Origin of the sequence: Marinomonas flavescens, assembly GCF_004352835.1 — a bacterium.
GTDB classification, from domain to species: Bacteria; Pseudomonadota; Gammaproteobacteria; order Pseudomonadales; family Marinomonadaceae; genus Marinomonas; species Marinomonas flavescens.
The window spans coordinates 56584-78530 of sequence record NZ_SJSB01000005.1; the positions used below are offsets into that span (position 1 = coordinate 56584).

The window sequence follows — 21947 nt, forward strand, 5'->3', positions numbered from 1 at the left end:
CGATAAATTGAAGTGATCTCAATTAATGCTCTAGCCATTTAAGAAAGATCCCTGATAGAGGGGGGATTTTAACAATAATGCTGTGTGCCTTTCCGTGACTAGGAATTGCTTCGGTTGAGTAAATATGGCCCGTTTCCAAGCCTTCGTGAAGTAGGTAATCACTGCCTTTATATTTACCTTCATCGGTATTTAGAACCACTTGATAACGACCTGGTTCTGGCACTCCGATCCGATAGTTACCTTGTGGTACAGGTGTGAAGTTAGTAATAGCAATACCGTGAGTGTCGTAGTTTTTCGCTTTACGAACAAACACTAAGATGCTGTTAGCACTGTCGTCATAACTGATCCATTCAAAACCTAATCCTGAGTGATCGAGATGCAGTGCAGACTCATCTTTGTATAAATGGTTTAGATCTTTGCTAAGGTTTTGTTGGCCTTGGTGGTAATCAATATCGAGTAAATGCCAATCCAATGAGCGTTCATGGCTCCACTCTCGACCTTGAGCAAACTCATTGCCCATGAAATTCAGTTTTTTACCCGGATGAAAGTACATATAGGCGGTGAATACACGTAGGTTCGCAAATTTCTGCCATGGATCTCCTGGCATTTTCTCGATCATGGAGCCTTTGCCATGGACGACTTCATCATGAGAAAGTGGCAGAACAAACTGTTCGTCATAGGCATAGACCATGCTAAAAGTAAGTTCACCCTGATGATACTTACGATGCACTGAGTCTTTTTCTATGTAATCAAGAGAATCGTTCATCCAGCCCATATTCCATTTGAAGCCAAAGCCAAGCCCATCCATATAGGTTGGTTTTGATACTCCCGGAAAAGCGGTGGATTCTTCGGCTACGGTGAAGCAGCGTGGGTGATTAAGATAAACGGTCTCGTTTAAACGACGTATAAAAGCAATCGCCTCGTAGTTGTGATTTCCGCCATCTTTGTTCGGTACCCATTCGCCTTCTTTGCGTGAATAATCCAGATATAACATGGAGGCAACTGCATCAACACGTAAGCCATCGATATGAAACTCTTGTAACCAATAAACTGCGTTGCTGATCAAATAATTGACAACATGTTCTTTGCCGAAATCGTAAATCAGAGAGTTCCATTCAGGATGCCAGCCTTTTTTAGGATCTGGATATTCATACTGTTTAGAGCCATCAAAGTTCGCTAGGCCATGGCTATCGGCAGGAAAGTGCGCTGGTACCCAATCCATAATAACGCTGATGTCGGCTTGATGAAGAGCATCTACTAAAGCTTTAAACTCCTCTGGTGTGCCAAAACGCGACGTTACAGCATATAAGCCAACGGGTTGATAACCCCAAGATCCATCAAATGGGTACTCAGTAATAGGAAGTAGTTCTACGTGGGTATAGCCCATTTTGACGATATAAGGTACTAATTCATCAATTAGCTCTAGGTATGTCAGTGGTTGATTGTCTTCTTTGCGGCGCCATGAACCCACATGTAACTCATAAATGCTCATGGGTTTTTCGTACAAGTCTTCGACCGGGCGCCCCGTCCATTTAGAGTCTTTCCACTGATGTTTATTATCGAAACAGGTCACACTTGCAAAAGAGGGGAATTGCTCAATGCGTTGTGCATAAGGGTCTGTACGATGAGGAAGTAAATCGCCGTTATGAGCGCGAATCTCATATTTGTAGCGGGTACCATGGTTTACATCGGGAACAAATAAACGCCAAATGCCATCGCCATTACTCGACATAGGGTGAGCACGACCATCCCAACCATTAAAATCACCGACGACCGACATTGATCGAGCCGCAGGGGCATAGACCGCAAATCGAGTACCATTTATGGTGAGATTATTACCTATTTTCGCACCAACTTTAATCGCCCCTTGGCTTTTATAAAGGCTGGCTTGATGGTGCTCAGGGTCCGAAAATGTAGTTTCGGCGAATTGATAAGGATCGACAATCGTGAAAACATTATCGCCATAAGCAACTCGAATACGATAGTGGAAATGTTGCTTTTGTTTAGGGAAATTCAGATAAAACAAACCGTCTTTGGCAATTTGTTTCATCTCACCCAACACTTCGTTCTTGGTGATGTCTAGTACACTGATTGCCGTCGCTCCGGGACGCCATACTGTGAGAGAAAGTCCTTTCTTCTTACCTTCTTGATGTAGGCCTAAGCAGCCAAAAGGGTCGGCGCAGCAGGCATTAAGAACATCATTTATTAAAGCATTTTCAAGCAGATCCATTTACTTCTCCAACTAGGGGTTGGTTTTGTTATCTAATAATAATTGACGTTGGCGGCTATGAAGTTTACTGACCGCCCAACGTAAGTATTGATTTACTTTATTAGGTGTTAATTGTGCGAACTCATCCAATGCCGCTTCCGCTAAATCATTTTCAGGGTGGTCTACGCGGTATTGTTTTACATGATCTACTGCCGCGTGTGATACGAGAACGGGTAAGTTGATTTCTTGTTCGAAACGACAGTTTTTATGTTGCTGACAAAATTGAATATAGGCGTATAAACCTTCAAAAATCAAACTCTTATACCAACTTGGATGAATGTCTGACGTTAACGACTCGATCAGTATGGCAAAGGTATCCTCGCCTGGTGTCATTGAACTGAGTGTGCGCTTACAGTCTAGAGTCGTATTACTTTTCAGGTCACCAAAAATAATAGAGTCTACATGACTTAAACTTTCCCAGAGTTGCAATAACATAGAGTCAGGCAGTTTTGTAATAATGCCTTGTTCTACACGCCAATCAAACCAATCTACATCCTTCATTTTTATGTCATTCGCATCGACATTGTGGTGGTAGTGAATTGTATTAGCAACCTGAGTGAATTCAACGTGTTTTTGTTGAAGCACTTCACTAAGTGCGTCATATAACTCACTCGGTGAAACATAGGACAAGGTTTCAAAAACAGGTGCATTTTCTTCTGGTTCAAAATGTCGTGCACATAGCATCGCCAAACTGTGGATTCGTAACGTTCGAACCCCAGAAAAGTACTCCGGGTGGATTTTGATTAGGGTGCCGGCAATCGCGATTAGTTCATGACTGAGAACCATATTAAGCGCTGAAGACGATGTGGATCGTAACAGCTCTAAAATTTCATCCTGATGCAAAGGCAGAGAAATGTCTATTTCGTCTTCTGGGGTTTCGCCAAGCACTAAAAAACGCTGACGAACGGTAATATCTGCAATATAAGTGGCTAGATCAGAAGAGGGTTTAAGCATCAATGAAAACAATAAGCGAGCAGCATGCCAGTTACTGTTTAATAGAGCTTGTGTGTACACCGAATTTAATACTTTGTAGGCCGTCACTGCTGGTGTTGAACCCGGTATTGTATTCATCAGCGAGCGTCTTGCACCGAGCTCGATTAAACTATCAATAGCTTCTTCAAGAGAAGGTGTTTCATTTAAACGAGCGAGTATTGTGTCTGTGTCGACCGTATGAATTTGGCCATTGTTGTAATCTTCTGATTCGGTGGAGATCGGCCATGGTGTTTGATGCACTGGTAAGGTAGTGCATAAATTTTGCTCTTCTGGTGAGGTGATTGTGATGGTTCTTCTGTTGCCAGATTTGAACGCATTTTTTGCGGATTGTGGCGTAACACGAAACTCTTCTACTTCATGATTCTGTAGCATGCGTATGAATTCAAATAACTCATCCACATTTTTCATCTCACTCATTCCTTCATCAATCAGAATGGTAAAAACGGCATTGGCTGGATAATACCAGTGTTGCGCAATAATGCTTAATTCATTCCGAATATGAGTTTGAAGCAGTGCAGGGTCGATTTTCCGATAGTCTTTGTCTTCGTTTTGAATCCATGACAAACAAAGGTAGTTATCTTCATTGATATAAAATGGTTGAGATGTCGCTAAACTGTTTAATGCCCGATTAGGTCTGCCTGTTAATCCCAGACTCTCAGAGGCCCCTAAGTATTGATAGGTTTCAACCAGTTGTTTTGCGCTGATTGCTTTTAGTGGGGCTATTTCTTCAATGGTTTGGCATAAACAACCTGCGTCTAGTAATTTCTTTTTAACCTCTGCATTCTGCGCCAATATCACCATTGATGTGGTGGCTTTGTTAGGACGGTACTGGATTTTATGGAGGCCTAGCGGGTCTAAATCATCCGTTTTAATCAACTCGTCATCAAGCATTTTACCCACAAGATAGAGGCTTTGAGCCCAAACAAGAGGTAGGTTGTCGTTTGGTACACGCTTTTGTGATCCTGGATTTTCTTTCTCTGCCAGAATGTTTTCTTGTGGCACATAATAGAGCTCAGGAAGCAGCATGTGACCGTCTTTTTCAACCATTAAGGTTTCTAATTTATAGCGATAAAAGTTTGCGCTTTCCCAGTCACGAGCAAAGAGCCGATCAATATATAGATAGGTAAAGAAAAGAGGCCATTCTGACTCGATGTGTTCGAAGTTAATCAATTCATCGTATTCATAATAAATTCGGCTTTGATCTTCTAATAAGGACTGATGCCCATCGAGTAGAAAACGTTTACAGCCATATTCGCCGCCTAATTTATTGATAATTTCTTTACGCGTTCGACGAGCCAATTTTTCATCGTTCACTGCAAAAGCAGGAAAACTGATAATGCTCAGCAACGCGCTGTCTACTTCTTTGGAACGCGATTCTTTAGGAAGCAACGATTGCAGGACGGAACCTGCTCGGGCCACGGCATCGGCGAACGAGTGAATAACCGACCACTCAGGGCCATCTTCACCAAATAAATTCAAACCATCTAGCGCTTCCATGGCAGCTTTTGCCATACCAACGGAGCTGGCATTAATTTCAGCTTTACCGTTATTAACTTTATTGCCTCGTTCCCAAATGCCGTAATCTGGGGTGCGATAGGTTCGAGATATGTAATAAATTAAATTTTGTATGAAGTTAACTTCGGCGCGAGCAAAAATGACTTTGCTGCCTGCCTTGGACATTTGAGCCAGCATCAATAAATAAAAGCTAGTGGCATCTATCTGCAAATGCCCCCAAGCATCATCAGCAACCGCTTCTAGTCCTGTTTTTGTATCGTATTTAGCGTGCAGAGCATCTTTTGGATCGAGGCTATGTTTAAAGGCTTCGACTTTATGTGACTGACGCATCATCGCAAACAATAAGCCACGCATCATTTTGATGCAGGCGTACTCTAATTCGTGGGTCCGTTTGTCAGGGTTAGACGCTCGTTTATAAGCAAGGTGCAAGGCCCAAACGGCCTGAATGCTATAAACATTATCTCGTACCCAAGCATCGGTATAATTACCGTGATTGTTAATGCTAGTACTGGCTGGAAAGAGACCAGTAACAGGATGCTGGCGAACTAAAATGACGGACTGGATGTGTTGATAAAGAGAATCTAGCTTTTCTTGTATATCAAACGCCATATTCGATTCCTCTGAAGCGAAAACGCTTTAAAACAGTCACCCTGATTGAATGGTGACGTTAACAGCGAGTAATAAATTGAAAAGAAGCAACCATATTTTTCTCTTGTAAGCATATGGTGACTGGCCGTGAAGATAAAGTAGTAAAATAACTTCTTCTTTTCTTTCAAGGTTTTTACTGTCGCTGGCAATTAGGGACGAAAGCGGCCTCACACTGAACAACCTATGAAGTAAAGCAAGAATAATGCCGAAGCGCATGGCTAAAGACACACTCACTTGACCTTTTTGAACAAAAGTAGGGCGAGTGTGCTTAAGCAAAGCATTGCGAGACCGTCTAATACGTAACTGTATTTCAAACACTGAATTGTTTAATTAATCCGCGAAGTTGTGTGGCACAGTGTTGTAGATGCTCGACAGAGGTCTGAATATCACTTGAGTTTCGCGTTGTTGTTTCGCAGATATGAGCAATGCTTTCTAAAGTCGAATTTACCGTATTGGATGCGTCATGTTGACGATTCGCTGCTTGCGTTATATTACCGTTTAATTCAGAAATGGATAATACCCCATTGGCTATGTCGTTAAAGGCTTGACCCGCTTCTTCTGTTTTTTGTACGCCTTCATTAGCAGTATGCTGTACCGTCTCCATGACATTCACAGAGACCAGCGTTTGTTGAGTGAGTCCATCAATCAGTTTGCCAATTTCTGTCGCCGCTAATTGAGATCGCTGTGCTAATTGTCTTACTTCGTCTGCGACAACAGCAAAACCACGACCTTGTTCACCTGCTCTGGCGGCTTCAATAGCAGCATTTAATGCTAGTAAGTTTGTTTGGTTCGCTACCTCAGAAATAATACTTAAGCGGTCGTTAATATTAGTGACATCCTCTCTTAGTTGATGAATGTTTTTGGTGGCATTTCCTACCTCGATAGAGAGTTGTTGGATTTCTTTCTTCGCTTTGTCCATGACACCGAGGCCTTGCTTAGAATGCAGGCCGAGTGTTTGTGCTGTATTGCTAGCACGCTCTGCAATACCAAGCGTTTCATCGACGGAGATCAATACACTTTGCATTAGCGATGTAGCTTGCTCAGTGTCATTGAGTTGCGTTGCTACGCTGGTGGCTGTTTTTTGAGTCGATTGATTGGTTTGATCAACAATATTGTCTAGCATTTCACTGGAATGACTGACTTCTCGAACAATAGATTGAAAATCTCCCATCATGGTATTGAACGCATCGGCCATTTCCCCCATTTCGTCATTACCATTGAAATCTACTCGACGAGTCAAATCCCCAGACTCTTTCACTGATGTCATTGTGTTGCATAGACTAGTCACGCGCGCTGTTACTAAGTGGATAATATACAGCGCAGTCCCGCCTACGAGTATTGTTAACACACCAACTAAAATGGCGTAATTAATAACGGCGTCTAGGAAAACATTCCACACTGTATCCATAGAATCAGTTGCAATAAAAGTGAGCTGCCAAGGTTGAAAAGAGGAGGCGCTCGCAATCATTCTATGTGTTCTTTGCTGGTCTCCTTGATACTCAAAACGTAATGAGTGAATGTCAGGGCGAGTTCCAGCTAGGCCATTACGAGCTGGCAGCGCAGAAAGCAGCGAAGCTGGTGCTATGTGACCAGTATAATCATGGGAGGAAGCGAGCAGTTTGTTGGATTGGTCTAAAATCCACAATCCTTGTCGATCGCCATAACGAATCGTTGATAATGCTTGTACTGCGTGTTGCTTGGCTTGTTGTTCGGTTATTTGACCGTCTTTTTGTGATTGATAAATAGGGGCAATAATTGAGTTAGCGATATTAAGAATATCTTGAGTGTGATCTTCTCTGTCGTGAATACTACTTTGAAAAAGTGTTGTGAGTGATACCAGAATTAACGCAGCGGTTCCCATCGACATGAGCCCAATAATAGCCCACAACTTATAGCGTATTTTTATATTGTTAATACGATTTAACATAGACTTCCCCTAGAATACATCACACTCATTCTACGGCTGTGATGTTCGGAACTCGAACGTAAAACGTTGATCTATATCACAGAATAAGACATCAATAGGCGTTATTTCATCCTATGCACCAAGATAAAGCGAAGAGAAAGCAATAGGGCTCTTTAGAACTACCTTTCTAAATGTGAAACGAGGTAAACTTAATGGCCTATTTTATTATCTAACTTAGAGACTTTATTGAATTATCTTATTGTTTTTGCTGTTTCATTCTTATCGGCGACAGTTTTACCTTTGGGTTCAGAAGGGGTGTTGCTTTATTATGTGAGTGAAGCAAATTCAGCGATTGTTTGGTTATGGTTTTGGGCTAGTATAGGTAACACGCTTGGGGCGTTAACAAATTGGTATTTGGGGCGATATTTGGCTCAATACGAACACAGTAAGTGGTTTCCTGTTAGTATAAAAAGTCGGCAGAAAGCGGAACACTTTTTTAATCGATATGGGATCTGGACATTACTGTTTACTTGGCTTCCTATCATTGGCGATGCTATTTCATTGGTTGCTGGTGTATTTCATACGCCAATAAGGTATTTTTTACCTTTCGTTTTTATCGGTAAGGCGGCAAGATATGCATTACTTTTATGGGGACAAAGCTGGTTACTTAATGGTTAACCAAGCTCTGTATTATAGCTATACACGGAGGATTGAATAGATATGGGTATACTAAAAAAACTCTTGTTAGTGTCTGTGGCGTTGTCGCTAAGTGCTTGTTCTATGTTTGAAGGTAAAAATACTTTCATGACGTATCAAGATCTGCAAGATAAAGTCAAAACACACGATACTGAATTGCAAGATATGAAAGCAAAATTGAATCGAATTGATGAGTTGCAAACCGAAGTTGCTGAACTCAAAAAATCCAAAGGTGTGACAGATTCAAGCCAGCCAATGATTTCTACCGTGGCTTCTGATGAAAATAATCTTGCGGACGGTAAGGCAATGGCTGCGTCTGATGTGGTTCCAGCCATTACGGTTGCACCAATCGTTGAAAGTCAGTCTACTAAGATGAAGCCTAAAGCGGCTCAGGCGACGGTGATTACACCGGTAGCTGCCCCGACTAAATACAAAGAAAAAGACAATAGCTATGGTGTTCAGCTAGCCGCTTACGGCTCTCACAATGAAGCAGTACGTGGTTGGCAAGTTCTTAGTAATGCGTCGCCAGATACGTATGTAAATCTTGTTCCTCATGTGAATGAAAAACAAATAAACGGACGTACTATGTATCAATTGAAAGTTGGGCCATTTTTGGATCGAGCTTACGGCGCAGATTTTTGTAATATGTTGAAACAAAAAGGCCAAGATTGTTTGGTTAATAAATACGATGGAAAGCCTCTATAACGGCAATTGTATCTATAGACACTATTCTCTGTGTAGAAAACGCGCCAATTGGCGCGTTTTTTTATCGTGTTTTTGACCACTATTCCTGATTATTAAAGAGGGTATTTGTTTTGATTGTTAGGTGTGAAAATTTAACAAATTTATCCAAGTTGCTTGAGTTAGAGCAAGCTGTGGTAGACGCTGAAAGGCCATTCAATCCCTTAATTAAACAATCTAGTGTTTTTTATTAAGGCCTTAATAAATCTTAATATTTTTTGCTCTAAAACAATTTAGTTTAACGATGACTCCCCAACAACTTATAGGCAAAACGTATGCATTTTGAAGCGTATAAAACGACGTTACAAGCTTTTCGCGATCAAGGCTTTTCTGATTTGGATCTTGCCAATATAACCTTGCCCGAGTTGGATGCGTTGTTGGATGATCAAGCCCATTTGATTGCCTCCTTGCTTGAGCAAGGTGCTGTGATTGCTGGCTGGAAAATTGTCGATAGAAATGACGGTGTTATTATTTCACCGATCTTTGATTTTCAGGTTGTGCCTACAACGGGTGAAACGGTGTCCCGCGAAGTACTGCGTGGCACAGAAATGGAAGTTTGCTTTCAGTTAAACGTTCCTACGTCCAATGAATCAATCAGTGAATTGGTGGCTAGTCTGGATACTTATGCTGCCGTTGAGCTAATCCGTCCAGCTATAAATACATTGAATCATCCAGCCTGTGATTTCTTTTTTAACTACGGCGTGCTGATTTCACAAAAAACGCTTTCTGGTGATTTAGTTTTTAATGGTGGGCATCAAGGGTATAAGTTTGCTTTTTCAATTGAACAGGCCGCTGAGCGAAAAAGAAGTGTACTGAAACAGGGGGTTCTTGAGTGTATTCGTCGTGGATATGCAGGAAAAGACTATTTTTTTATTACGGGAACACTAAATGGGCTTGTCTCAGTGGCGGATTCTATTGGGTTTAATTCACTGACGAATCACGATGAGACACTGATTAGTTTTAATGTTCTTTAGAAGGTAGTACGAGCAGGAAATACCAGAGGCAAAGGCCTCTGGTATGAGCAAGAATGCTTAGCTTTTAACGGTTTGATTGATACTTAGCGCCATTGCTTCAGCGATTTTTATACCATCAATAGCGGCAGACATAATGCCGCCAGCGTAACCGGCGCCTTCTCCTGCCGGATACAAACCTTTCGTGTTTATGCTCTGGAAGCTCTCATCACGTTTGATATTGATCGGCGCTGATGTACGTGTTTCAACACCCGTTAAGAGAGCATCTTCAAAGGAGAAGCCATTAATTTTCCTATTGAATGCAGGAATGGCTTCACGGATTGCGTCGATGCAAAAATCTGGCAAGGCGTCAGCAAGATTGGTTAATTTGATGCCGGGTTTGAATGAAGGAATTACAGAGCCCACTTCTTCTGGTGTTTCATTGCGTAAGAAAGAGCCGACTGTTTGCGCAGGAGCGTCGTAATTGCTGCCTCCCATAACAAATGCATGGCTTTCTAACTGACGTTGGAACTCGATACCTGCTAAAGGTCCACCCGGGTAATCTGATGGGTTTATTCCAACCACTACGGCGCTATTTGCGTTGCGCTCGTTACGAGAATATTGGCTCATGCCGTTAGTAACAACGCGGTTTTCTTCGGAAGTCGCAGCGACAACAGTACCGCCTGGGCACATACAAAAGCTGTATACAGAACGCCCATTTTTACAGTGATGAACCAGCTTATAATCCGCGGCCCCCAGAATGTCATTACCAGCATTTGGACCAAAGCGGGCTTTATCAATAGCGGATTGTTCATGTTCGATTCTAAAACCAACAGAAAAAGGTTTAGCTTCGATATAAACCCCTTTGTCATGAAGCATTTCGAAAGTGTCTCGGGCACTGTGTCCAATAGCGAGAGCAATATGTTTGGACTCAAGTCGCTCTCCATCTGAAAGCGTGACGCCAGTGATTTGGTTGTCTTCGATATGGATGTCATCAACACGTGCGCTAAAGCGAATTTCACCACCGAGCTCAATAATTTGAGCACGCATTTTCTCGACCATAGCCACCAATTTGAATGTGCCGATATGTGGCTTGCTGACAAAAAGAATTTCTTCAGGTGCGCCGGCGGCAACAAATTCATTGAGTACTTTTCGGCTGTATTGTTTTGGGTCTTTGACTTGGCTGTACAGTTTGCCGTCTGAGAAGGTCCCCGCGCCGCCTTCACCAAATTGTACATTGGATTCTGTATTGAGTACTTTTTTGCGCCAAAAACCAAATGTGTCCTTGGTTCGTTCTCGTACTTCTTTGCCACGTTCTAGAATAATAGGCTTGTAACCCATTTGAGCAAGCACTAGGCCTGCTAATAAGCCACAAGGGCCAAAGCCAATAACAATCGGGCGTTCTGCTAATGTCGCTGGCGCTTGTGCAACTGGGTGGTAGTTGAGGTCTGGCGTTGCTTTAATTTGCTGGCTATCGGAAAATTTATTCAACAAAGCTTGGTTGTTTAAGGTTTCAACATCCAAAGTATAGGTCAGAAGAATAGAAGCTTTCTTTCTTGCGTCATAGCCGCGTCGAAAAACTGAAAATCGAACAAGTTGATCTGCTTTAATGCCCAAAGTGGACAAAATAACTTGCTCTAATGCGGTGTCATTATGATCCAAAGGTAGCTGTATATTCGTAAGTCTAATCATAGAAAAAAATTTGATCTTGAAATAGTGAGGCTATTAACGAGCCGGGAAGGGAATAATAAGCCATTTTAAGATAAAAATCTGGTCTGAATGCTTCAAAAATTATCGATATTGCTTACTGGTCGTCGCAGCTGATTTGAATTTTTGGGTTGTGATTGCGAAGTGTCAACAGTGATTAATGCTAAGCGTTTTTAAATTTATTACAGCTTCTTTGTTGTCGATCGAACTGGACATTGCTCTAATAGAATAAAATATTTACCAGCGGATGTAATAGGTTGATATGATAGCCTTTCTTCTACAAACTAACCCGAATGTTCACTTAAGTTGACGAATGAAAAAGTCAGACAAAAAACTCGAAAATGAATTAAGAAAAGCGTTAACAAAAGTCTGTGATCGAATGTTATACGATATTGAAGGATTTATTTGGTTAACGCACTTGGTTGATTTTAATTCATATCCTAAATCGCTCAGAATTGTGTGCGTATTTCGACAAGATGAAGAGCTAAAAAGGGCATTGGAAACGAAACAAGATGAGCTTTTTTGTTGCCTCATTCAGGATGAGTTAGTTCGTGCCAATGTTTCTATTAAAAATAGTCACCAGTATGTGTTTTTTGATACGCAAGAAGCGTGCGAAAGAAGCGATGAAGGAAACTGGAACCGACGTTTTAACCGGCTTGAGCTTCATTAAGGTATAGATATTTTAAGAGAATAATGAATTCCTGCGTGGGACTCATGAAATTCTATTTTAAATTTAATAAAGAAGTTGAATTAATGCTTCTATAATTAAGGTGAACATCATCAATTTCACAGGCTATAAAAAAGAAATTCGTAAAATAAAATTAACGTCAAATAGTATAAAGAGGCCATTGTAATGCCACTTTCAGATGCCAATGATTACCTGAATGGCGAGCAAATCAAGCATTCAAATTTGAGTCGTTTTATTATAGGAATAGGCCAACCGATTGGGCTAATTACTATGTTATTAGGACTGTTAGTTCTGGTTGGTTATGCCTTTAACCTTGAGTATTTATATCGGCCTATTGTTAACGGACCTGCTACCAATCCATTGACTGCCACGATAGTCGTGCTGGTGGCGTTAAGTATTGAAATGAGTAACCGAGTCATCAGCAAAAAAATGCCTGTACTATTGGGTCTAGTTGCGACTGTTCTCTGCACTTTATATATTGTAGAGGGTGCCAGTGGCATTCCATTCACCACGACCCTAGTGCCATTCCAATCAATAGTAGACCGTGACTTATTACTTGGTAAAAGCAATTCAGTTGGCGTTAATACTGCGTTTATGTTGCTGCTTTTAGCACTGTCTCATTTGTCTTATATTTTTAAGTTTCCTCTTATTTCCCAGTTGCTTTCCTTTACCGCGTTATGTTTCCCGCTAATATCCATAACTGGGTATGCTTATGGTTTAACCGCGTTTTATGGCTCCATGTCACTCCTTTCTACTACTCTCGGTGTTTTGCTTTGTATTGGTACATTGGCGGTAACAGCCGATAAAGGCGGATTGAGGGCATTATTGTCACCTTATATAGGCGGTAAGATTGCCCGTATCCAAATATTACTTGGGTATTTTGTGCCTTTGTTGATCGGTTATATGGTGATCCGTTCGTTAGTGAACTCTAGTCAAAACAGTATCTTTGGTATTTACGTTGTATCAATTTGCTGGTTTATTGCTCTGCTTGTGGTGGTGAGTGCCATTATGCAAGAAAAAGTAGACAGTAAGCGCCGCGAAATGGAACAAATGTTGCATCATTCTGCAATGACGGATGAATTGACTCAGTTACCTAATAGGCGCTTCTTTATGGAGATGGCGGCTCAGAAACTGGAAGAAGATCGTGAGTTAGTCGCGCCTTTGACGTCTTGGCTGCTAATGATAGACATTGATCATTTTAAGAAAGTGAATGACACAGCTGGTCACGAAATGGGTGACAAGATATTAATCGAATTTGCTCGAATATTGAATAAATTTGTCCGTGAAGAGGATTTGATCTGTCGCTTAGGAGGTGAAGAGTTTTCACTTTATTTAAGTGAAATGACCAAAGAAGAAGCCTCAATAGTTGCGGACAGTATTCGTAGAGCAGTTGAAGAAATCGTAGTACCAGACTATACAGAAAAACATGGTCATATTACGACCTCTATTGGTTGCGCTCACGTAAGCGACAAAGAGGGCGTTGATCATGCATTAAGATTGGCCGACAGTGCGCTTTATCTTTCTAAAAGCTCGGGCCGCAATCGGGTGACTTTCTCGTAGTAGGGATGAATTTCATATTGAAGTTTAAAGTTATCGTAAAATTTTTGACCTAGTGGTTAAAATCTTGTAATGATAATGACACATGGACAATTAAGAAATGGGATTAGGTTGCTTAGTAAGTCCTTGTTTTAGCTTATTCACTTAAAGGAGTTTGGAAATGGTTCCGACTAGATTACGTACACTACTTGTCTCTACCGCTATATTGGTGGGAAGTGTTTCTTTACCAGCATGGGCAGATGACGCTTCGTACACTACGAAAAATTTGAATGAACAGTTGGTCATGTCCAACTTATGGATGCAAGCTTCCGCTGAATTTAGAGGAATGTCTTATCAAGCATTTAATTTAGCGAAAATGCGTTTTGATAGTTATGCAAGTACTCATAAAGGCGATAAAAAAATTGCAATCGTGGTCGATGCTGATGAAACAATCATTAGCAACAGCGCTTATGAATCTTGGTTAGTGGGCAGAAATGAAAGCTACTCCAGTAAAACATGGGGAGAGTGGATGGCTTCTGCAGAAGCAACCGCTTTGCCGGGTGCTGTTGATTTCTTAAATTATGCGGTGAAACATGGTGCGGAAGTATTCTATATTACTAACCGTAAAATGAGTGGTTTGGAAGGTACGCGCAAAAACCTAAAAGAACTTGGTTTTCCTGATGTTGATGATGCGCATTTGATGCTGAAAACAACGACGAGCGATAAAGAACCTCGTCGCCTAAAAGTAGCAGAGCATTATGATATTGCATTATTCATGGGCGACAACCTGAATGATTTTTCTAAAGACTTTAAAACTAAGAGTCTAAAAGAAAGTTATGCTGCAGTCGAAAAAGATAAGGCATTATTTGGTACTAAATTTATCCTGTTACCAAACCCAGCCTACGGTGATTGGGAAGGAAAAGTTTATAATAATAATTGGGGTGCGTCTGCTGCGGAAAAAGATGCTATGCGTAAAGCTCATCTTCATGCTTGGCAACCAAAAAAATAATCCCATAACACTTCTTAAAAATGCATAGAAAGGCCGATCTTTGATCGGTCTTTTTTTGTTGTGCTGCAATGTTTAATTTGATGTAAATAAACTCGCGTAAAGAATCATAAATACAGAGAAGGTGTCGAGTATTAGCATCATTCAGGTTTAGAAAGTTCAGGTTTAGAAAAAACTGTAAAGCTGGCTCCCATGAAAGACTTTTTACGATAGGCTTGGAACTCCAATCCTATCGTAGTGGACGTATGTTTAAAAAGATCAATCTCATAGGGTGTTACTGCTTGCTTACGACGATGTCAGCACCGTCTCAAGCGAACATGACAGTGCCTTCAGAAAATCGTCAAGCAAGTTTTGATAGGGTGATAGAAGCCAACCAAGCGCATTCAATAAGCACGGCACAAAAGATCGAACGCCTTAGTGCTACCTTGCTAGGCGCCCCCTATGTGGATGGTAATCTAGGGGAAGGTATTAATGGTAAATATGATAAAGACCCTTTATGGCGTTTTAATGAATTTGATTGTACAACTTACGTAGAGACGGTGTTGGCTGGTGCAATGTCTCAATCAGCCAATGATTTTGTTCCTAACCTGCTAAAAATTCGTTATGACCATGGTCAGGTGTCTTTTGTTACTCGTAATCACTTCCCCAGTGTCGACTGGATTCCGAATAATCATTGGATGTTGAAAGACATTACCCAGCAAATAGGCGGCACACAGACAGCCTTAGCAAACACCATTATCGATAAAAAGGCTTGGTATCAGCGTATGGCGCTGAATCGGATACAGAATATAACAGCGACGCCAGAATCTAAAAAAACGCTGCTTATCGCCTTAAAAAAAGAAGGCAGAAGCCTTAAGCCTGAGTCGGTGAGCACACCGTATATTCCACTGTCGGCTATCTTTCTGCAAGACCAAGTTGCTCGTTCTTCTGTATTACAGCAGCGTCTAACCTATTCAACGATCAATCAAGCCTTATTGAACCGTATTCCAACAGGCAGCGTTATTAGCATGGTAAGGCCAAATTACAATGTGAAACGATGGATAGGAACCAATATGAACATTACGCATCAAGCCATCGCAATTCGTAAGCATGGTCGCCTGTATATTCGAAACGCGAGCTTAATAATGGGAAAAGTTGTAGATCAAGAGTTTGTTCACTATTTCTCACGTTATTTAGAAGGTTCTTCCTTGAAGGGCTTTAACGTCCAATTGCCCACTTTTTAAGTTAGCGGCGACATAATTTTGTAGAGGATAAAGACAACCAATATTACAGTGTTAATGGGTCTGGCTTTGATTCATATGGTGAAGATTCATATGGCGAGGGTGTATTTTTTAGGAAAGAGTCCACAATCGTTGGTATAGCCAATAAATGTATCGTTTACTAAATAATGCGACGAGAAATAACGATGAATAAAAAGACAATGAACAAACAGACAATATTATTCGATATCAATGAAACAGTACTGGACCTCAGTACGTTAAAGTCTAAGTTTATAGCAGCCTTTGGTGATCAAAGTGCGATGGCTGTGTGGTTTTCTATGCTTTTACATTCTTCAACGGTCTGTGTTGTGACTGGTGTCAAAACGGACTTTGCAACATTAGCTGGTGTCATGCTTGAATCCATTGCTGCTCGTAGGGGGATCGCATTATCTAGGGCGGTCCGTGAAGATATTCTGAGTGGCTTTGCTAGTCTTCCTGCTCATGATGATATCAAGCCAGCTCTTAGTCGATTACGTTCTGCTGGTTATCGTACGGTCGCCTTTTCAAATTCTTCACTCGGCCTGATTTCGACTCAAATGAAAAATTCAGGCTTGTCTGAGTATTTCGACGAGATTATATCCGTCGAGAAAACTGGCAGTTTTAAGCCAGATCCTGCAGCCTATCAGTTTGCTGCACAGCAATTAAACCAACCGCTTGAATCATTGCGGTTAGTCGCTACTCACGATTGGGACACTCATGGAGCACTGTCTGTTGGTATGAAAGCGGCCTATATCGCTCGATCACAGGCTATTTATCACCCGTTATATAGACAGCCAGATATCATGGCGACAACGATGGGTAATATTGTTGATAAAATCATCGAAAGAAAAGTGTAAATAAACAGTTTAAAAGTCTAGCGTTGATATAAGTCACTTTTTAAACCATGGCACTATTATAAAGTGTTGTTGGTTAAGAGGTGACCAGTGGTTATTTTAACGCGTATATAGACAACCGCATTTCTATGAAAAACTTACCTCTTCGCACGTATGGCTATCAATTATGTCATAGCCTGTCAGCCAGTAATCAGCGTTAAGCAATCCTTTTGTCGTTTCGACTATCAAAAAGAAACATTGAAAATAACACATAGTAAGTTACCTAAACGGGGGCATAACAGTTGGCTGCGCTTCGTTTTTTGTACATTTTGCCAACTATTTTATGGCGCTCAACAAGGCGTTATGCCGGTAGCTTAAAGCTACAATAGGGGTAAGAAATGAAGTCAGTTACCATATCTAATATACAAGCCATGGAAATACTAGATTCCCGCGGCAATCCAACCGTTCGCGTATTTGTTGAGCTGAGTGATGGTACAACATCGGTCGCATCCGTTCCTTCTGGTGCAAGTACGGGCGAAAATGAAGCCATCGAACTACGTGATGGCGATAAAGCACGTTACGCAGGTAAAGGTGTTTTGCAGGCTGTTGCGAATGTAAATGATAAACTTGCCCCTGCTTTGCTCGGTATGGATCCGTTTAAACAAGCTTTAGTGGATCGTACGATGATCGCACTGGACGGTACGCCTAATAAGTCTAATCTTGGTGCTAATGCGATTTTGGGCATTTCTATGGCGGTTGCTCGGGCGGCTGCTCTATCATCTAACATTCCTCTTTATCAATATTTAGGTGGCACGGGGGCGAGGCGTTTAGTTGTTCCTTGTATGAATATTATTAATGGCGGAGAGCATTCTGACAACAATGTTGATATTCAAGAATTTATGGCGGTTCCCATTGGCGCGCCTAATTTTCGAGAAGGTTTGCGTTATGTGGCAGAAACCTTTCATGTTCTTAAGGGCATTCTAAAAGACCGTGGTTTGGCAACTAGTGTGGGTGATGAAGGGGGTTTTGCACCAGATCTAGATAGTAATGAAGATGCAATCGAGACCATAATTCAAGCGATTGAGAAGGCGGGTTACAAGCCTGGAGTTGATATCGCTATTGCGGTAGACAGTGCGGCTAATTCGTTTTCTACCGATATGAGTGGCTCCTATGACCTTAAGTGGTCTGGCAAAGGCCAAATGAATAGTGAAGGCCTTATTGCAATGGCGGAAGAGTGGGTGAAAAAGTATCCCATTATATTGTGGGAAGACCCTCTAGCTGAACGTGACTTTGAAGGGTTTAAACGCTTCACTGCCCGCCTTGGAGATAAGATAGAAGTGGTTGGTGATGATCTATTTGTTACTAATACTAAGTACATTCGTCGTGGGATAGAGCAGCGAGAAGCAAATTCAGCGTTAATCAAATTGAATCAAATAGGCACAGTGACAGAATCTATTGAAGCGGTGCGCATGTGCCGAGATGCTGGGTGGCGCTATTTTATCTCCCATCGTTCTGGTGAAACAGAGGACACTTTCTTGGCAGACTTTGCTGTTGCTATGGATGGCGGACATTTAAAAAGTGGTTCTGCAAGCCGCAGTGAACGAATCGCAAAATACAATCGTTTATTAGAAATTGAACAAGAGCTTGGGGAAGATGCTTTGTATTATTGGAAGTAGTGCTGCGTATAGGCATAAAAATACTGTTGGTATTCTAGATATCGGAGCTAGGTGAAAGAGCGTTAGCGTTAATTATAGCTCCAATATTTTTTCCAATGGACTGGCCTAAAATGATCCAATTAGCATTTTTCAAGGTAGAAGGTAGAAGGTAGAAGGTAGTGATGATTGCTTCTAGATCCACTAGTAGAGGATGAGCGGTATTATTGATCGTGTTTTTTCAGATCCCGAAGTGTAATATTGATTATTAAATTACATTAAGCAGGCCTTTCATTTTGCTACTAATGCGGTGTTAGGTTTGATCAGGAGTATACAGTGAGTGTTAAAGCAATTATGTCTTCACCAGTTACGACCATTGGACTTGATGACAAGTTAGCTGTTGTAAATGACATGTTTTCAAATACAAAATTTCATCATTTGTTAGTGGTTGAGAATGGAAAATTATTAGGTGTGGTTTCTGATAGAGACTTACTGAAAGTATTAAGTCCTCAATTGGGAACCGTCGCAGAAAAGCTTAGTGATACGGTAACATTGAATAAAAAAGCTCATCAAATTATGAGTAGAAAGCCCGTCTACATAGAGCAGCATAGAAGTGTACATGACGCTATAGAGTTATTTTTGGAACACAACTTATCTTGCATTCCTGTTGTAGATAGCAATAATTTTCCTGTTGGAATATTAAGCTGGAGAGACATCTTGGGAGCGATTAAACGTCCGAAAAGTAGGCCAGTAACCACGCCATAATTTAGGCTCAGGATGAAATATCCTGTTTCATCTTTATCTGAGCCTAAATCGTTTATCTTAACGTAGTTATAGCTTGAAAAAACCTACCGTTTTTTTCAAGCTAGCGGCTATTTCAGCTAACCTTTTAGATCTTCCATCATTCTCTTTTGAATTATTAAAGTTTTCTTTTGCTTTATTGTAGATATCAAACACACTTTGACTGATTTCAGTGGATACGTGAGTTTGTTCTTCTGCTGCTGTCGCGATCTGATCATTTTGGTTTTGTATCGAAACAATAGAAGTTTGTATCGAACCTAAAGCGTTGGCGGCACTCGATGATTTCTCTGATGTATTTTGAGCATCAATAACATTCTGCTCCATCATGGAAACTGATCTCTTCGCTTCTTCCTGAAGGCGATGAATCATGTTTTGAATCTCGCCGGTACTTTCTTTCGTTCTGTTTGCTAAGTTTCGAACTTCATCTGCGACAACGGCAAAACCACGACCATGTTCGCCTGCTCTTGCTGCTTCTATTGCTGCGTTTAAAGCAAGTAAATTAGTCTGTTCAGAAATACTATTAATAACCTCTAAAATGCTGCCAATACTTTGAGTCTCAGCCTCGAGTTTATTGGTAACGACAACAACGTCTTGGATGCCTTGAACAAGAACCTGAATATTGTTATTCATTTCAGTAACAATGGTTAATCCCAACCCAGATGAATCATGAGCTTCACGAGCCGCCACTGATGCGTCTAAAGCATTACGAGCAACATCTTCAACCGTTGTTGTCATTTCTTCCATGCTGGTACTTGAATTTTCTAGCTGATTCATTTGTTCACTAGAGCTAGCACTAATAGATTGAGCGGCAGTACTTATTTCTCTAGAAGAGGAATGTAGCTGTTCTGCCGCTTCATTAATGTTTAACATGCTGGCTTTGAGATTATCAACCATTGTGAGCACAGAGGAATAGATGCCAGTTTCCGTTCCATCTGATGATCGTTGAATGGATAAATCACCATCAGAAATGCGTTTTACAATATCTTCAATTTCTGTTGGTTCTCCCCCAATTGGACGATAAATTAATTTCATAATCAGAAAATACGAGACATAAAGAGAAATGAGTATTAGTACAATTGCAGTAATTAAGCTTTCTACTAAATTGTCATTAGAAGCTTGATTGATATTCGCCATGCTATCCCAAGACCATACTGACCAGTTGTTCGATGGGATTTTAGAGTGGGCTACAAAATATTGTTCACCTTCAAGATCATAGGTGTGATGGGTAGATATTTCGTCTTTGTATTGAGAGTAGCTAGGTCTTAATTCAAAAAGGTTCTTTCCTATGTATTTAGGATCTTTACCCGCTAAAATAAAGCCATCTTCTCTTGTTACCCATAGCTGATTGTTATCAGAAAGCGTTGCAATGTATTTGGTTAGATCATCAACGGCTAGGTTCGCAGCTAATACCGCGACGATTTCATTATTTCTTATGACTGGAATCGCCAAGGCCATTACTAGGTTTCCGGCACTACTGGTATAGGGCTTTGTAATGATATTTTTCTCACCAGAAAAGACTCTTTTGTACCATTCTCTATCTAATGATTTTGCATTAAAATTTGAAATCTCACCACTTGGCAAATAGGTGACACCACTTTTTAGACCAACATAGACGGCTAGAACACCTAATCTATTTTCAATATCTCCTAATTCGTTTTTTAAACTTTCTAGGTTAACACTACCATCAGCATTGATAGATATTTTATCAGAAACGATATTAAGAGAATCAAAATACCGACTCATTTTCTGTTCGATGGCGTTGCCAATTAAGAATGAATTATCATTCAACGATGCTTTATAATTATTCGTAGATGCGGATTTGAAGTTAAAAAAGCTGGTTAATGTCACTATTAAAATGACCATCAAAAACATCGCACCTATTGAGGATACAATTTTTACTTTTGCACTCATTTACATTCCTTAATAGCCAAATGGCTAAACTAAAAAAGCTAAGTCTAATCTGACTAATAATGCCAGTGAATATGCTGACAATCGGTTTCATCCAATGAAATATAGGTTTTATTATAGCATGATAGAATAGACTTGCTTTATGGCATAGATACACATATCTGCTAAAGAAGAGACTCTATTCTTGGTAAATAATTCAAAAAATAGGTACTAATAATGAGTAAAGATTTGTTTGAGAAGCAAGCCAGCAATTATGAGAAAAATAAACATAGAGTATCGAATGTTGACCGTATTGCTAATGCGGTTATTAATAACGTAAATCTTGACCGTGAAATGCATGTTATGGACTTTGGTTCGGGTACAGGTTTACTGCTAGAACGTATTGCGCCTTTTGTAAGAAAAGTAACCGCAATCGACATTTCTAGAGCAATGAATGAGCAGTTAGTGACAAAGCAAGCAAGCCTTGCTTGTGACATTGATATTCTGGAAATTGACTTAGTATCAACAGATATTACGGATAAGTTTGATGGCATCCTATCTTCAATGACGATGCATCATGTGAAAGATATCGAAGCGATGTTTGTTAAATTTTATTCATTATTAAATGATGGTGGAATCATCGCGATATCTGACCTTGATAAAGAAGATGGAAGTTTTCATACGGAAGACACCGGTGTTTTCCATTCAGGTTTTGATCGTGAGCTTATTGCCAATGCAGCGAAACAAGCTTGTTTTCGAGATGTTGAAGTAATAGATGCAAGTGTGGTGCATAAACCGCATGGAGATTTTTCGGTTTTTTTACTGACGGCTAAAAAATAACCTTATGTTATATATTTTTAGGTCATAGTTTGAGGGTTCAA

16 protein-coding genes are annotated in these 21947 nt (G+C 40.6%); 11 read left to right on the plus strand and 5 right to left on the minus strand.

All coding sequences use genetic code 11. From position 1 onward, the window contains the following. Positions 1–22: 22 nt before the first annotated feature. From glgB to E0D70_RS06845, 3 genes are all read right to left on the minus strand, one after another. Entirely contained in the window at positions 23–2230 is a 2208-nt protein-coding gene (gene glgB / locus E0D70_RS06835; RefSeq protein ID WP_133011525.1) for a 1,4-alpha-glucan branching protein GlgB, read from the minus strand. Between the two features lie 12 nt (positions 2231–2242). Continuing rightward, positions 2243–5386, minus strand: coding sequence for a glycoside hydrolase family 15 protein (locus E0D70_RS06840; RefSeq protein ID WP_133011526.1), 3144 nt, complete (start codon positions 5384–5386; stop codon positions 2243–2245). Positions 5387–5735: 349 nt separating this feature from the next. After that, a complete protein-coding gene (locus tag E0D70_RS06845) occupies positions 5736–7352 on the minus strand; it encodes a methyl-accepting chemotaxis protein (protein WP_133011527.1) in 1617 nt (538 codons plus the stop codon). 225 nt (positions 7353–7577) lie between these two features. Here E0D70_RS06845 and E0D70_RS06850 point away from each other — a divergent pair, with 225 nt between their 5' ends. From E0D70_RS06850 to E0D70_RS06860, 3 genes are all read left to right on the plus strand, one after another. Beyond that, positions 7578–8009: a YqaA family protein gene (locus E0D70_RS06850; protein WP_133011528.1), complete on the plus strand. Its 432-nt coding sequence runs from the start codon at positions 7578–7580 to the stop codon at positions 8007–8009. Between the two features lie 42 nt (positions 8010–8051). Then, positions 8052–8732 carry an SPOR domain-containing protein gene (locus E0D70_RS06855; protein WP_133011529.1) on the plus strand — a complete coding sequence of 227 codons (681 nt, stop codon included), beginning with the start codon at positions 8052–8054 and terminating at the stop codon, positions 8730–8732. Between the two features lie 311 nt (positions 8733–9043). Continuing rightward, the gene (locus tag E0D70_RS06860) at positions 9044–9742 is read left to right on the plus strand and encodes a hypothetical protein (RefSeq protein WP_133011530.1); all 699 of its coding nucleotides are present in this window, start codon (positions 9044–9046) and stop codon (positions 9740–9742) included. Between the two features lie 57 nt (positions 9743–9799). Here the strand turns inward: E0D70_RS06860 and E0D70_RS06865 are convergent, their stop codons facing one another. Continuing rightward, on the minus strand, positions 9800–11410 hold the full coding sequence (locus E0D70_RS06865) for an NAD(P)/FAD-dependent oxidoreductase (protein WP_133011531.1): 1611 nt from the start codon (positions 11408–11410) through the stop codon (positions 9800–9802). Between the two features lie 328 nt (positions 11411–11738). On the opposite strand from E0D70_RS06865, the gene E0D70_RS06870 reads away from it, so the two are divergent. The 7 genes from E0D70_RS06870 (at position 11739) to E0D70_RS06900 (ending at position 19143) form a co-directional block, all read left to right on the plus strand. After that, positions 11739–12095: a Fis family transcriptional regulator gene (locus E0D70_RS06870; protein ID WP_133011532.1), complete on the plus strand. Its 357-nt coding sequence runs from the start codon at positions 11739–11741 to the stop codon at positions 12093–12095. Between the two features lie 183 nt (positions 12096–12278). After that, positions 12279–13673, plus strand: coding sequence for a GGDEF domain-containing protein (locus tag E0D70_RS06875; RefSeq protein ID WP_133011533.1), 1395 nt, complete (start codon positions 12279–12281; stop codon positions 13671–13673). A 157-nt stretch (positions 13674–13830) separates the two neighbouring features. Continuing rightward, positions 13831–14658 carry a 5'-nucleotidase, lipoprotein e(P4) family gene (locus tag E0D70_RS06880; protein WP_133011534.1) on the plus strand — a complete coding sequence of 276 codons (828 nt, stop codon included), beginning with the start codon at positions 13831–13833 and terminating at the stop codon, positions 14656–14658. Positions 14659–14936: 278 nt separating this feature from the next. Beyond that, on the plus strand, positions 14937–15878 hold the full coding sequence (locus E0D70_RS06885; protein WP_165942880.1) for an N-acetylmuramoyl-L-alanine amidase-like domain-containing protein: 942 nt from the start codon (positions 14937–14939) through the stop codon (positions 15876–15878). A 182-nt stretch (positions 15879–16060) separates the two neighbouring features. Further along, positions 16061–16750: a haloacid dehalogenase type II gene (locus E0D70_RS06890; protein ID WP_207923227.1), complete on the plus strand. Its 690-nt coding sequence runs from the start codon at positions 16061–16063 to the stop codon at positions 16748–16750. Positions 16751–17124: 374 nt separating this feature from the next. Next, positions 17125–18402: a phosphopyruvate hydratase gene (eno, locus tag E0D70_RS06895; RefSeq protein ID WP_133011536.1), complete on the plus strand. Its 1278-nt coding sequence runs from the start codon at positions 17125–17127 to the stop codon at positions 18400–18402. 312 nt (positions 18403–18714) lie between these two features. After that, entirely contained in the window at positions 18715–19143 is a 429-nt protein-coding gene (locus E0D70_RS06900) for a CBS domain-containing protein (protein ID WP_133011537.1), read from the plus strand. Positions 19144–19209: 66 nt separating this feature from the next. Here E0D70_RS06900 and E0D70_RS06905 read toward each other — a convergent pair whose 3' ends face one another. Further along, entirely contained in the window at positions 19210–21090 is a 1881-nt protein-coding gene (locus E0D70_RS06905; RefSeq protein WP_133011538.1) for a methyl-accepting chemotaxis protein, read from the minus strand. A gap of 213 nt (positions 21091–21303) precedes the next feature. On the opposite strand from E0D70_RS06905, the gene E0D70_RS06910 reads away from it, so the two are divergent. Continuing rightward, complete coding sequence (locus tag E0D70_RS06910) at positions 21304–21906, plus strand: class I SAM-dependent DNA methyltransferase (RefSeq protein ID WP_133011539.1); 603 nt, start codon at positions 21304–21306, stop codon at positions 21904–21906. The last annotated feature ends 41 nt before the right edge of the window (positions 21907–21947 follow it).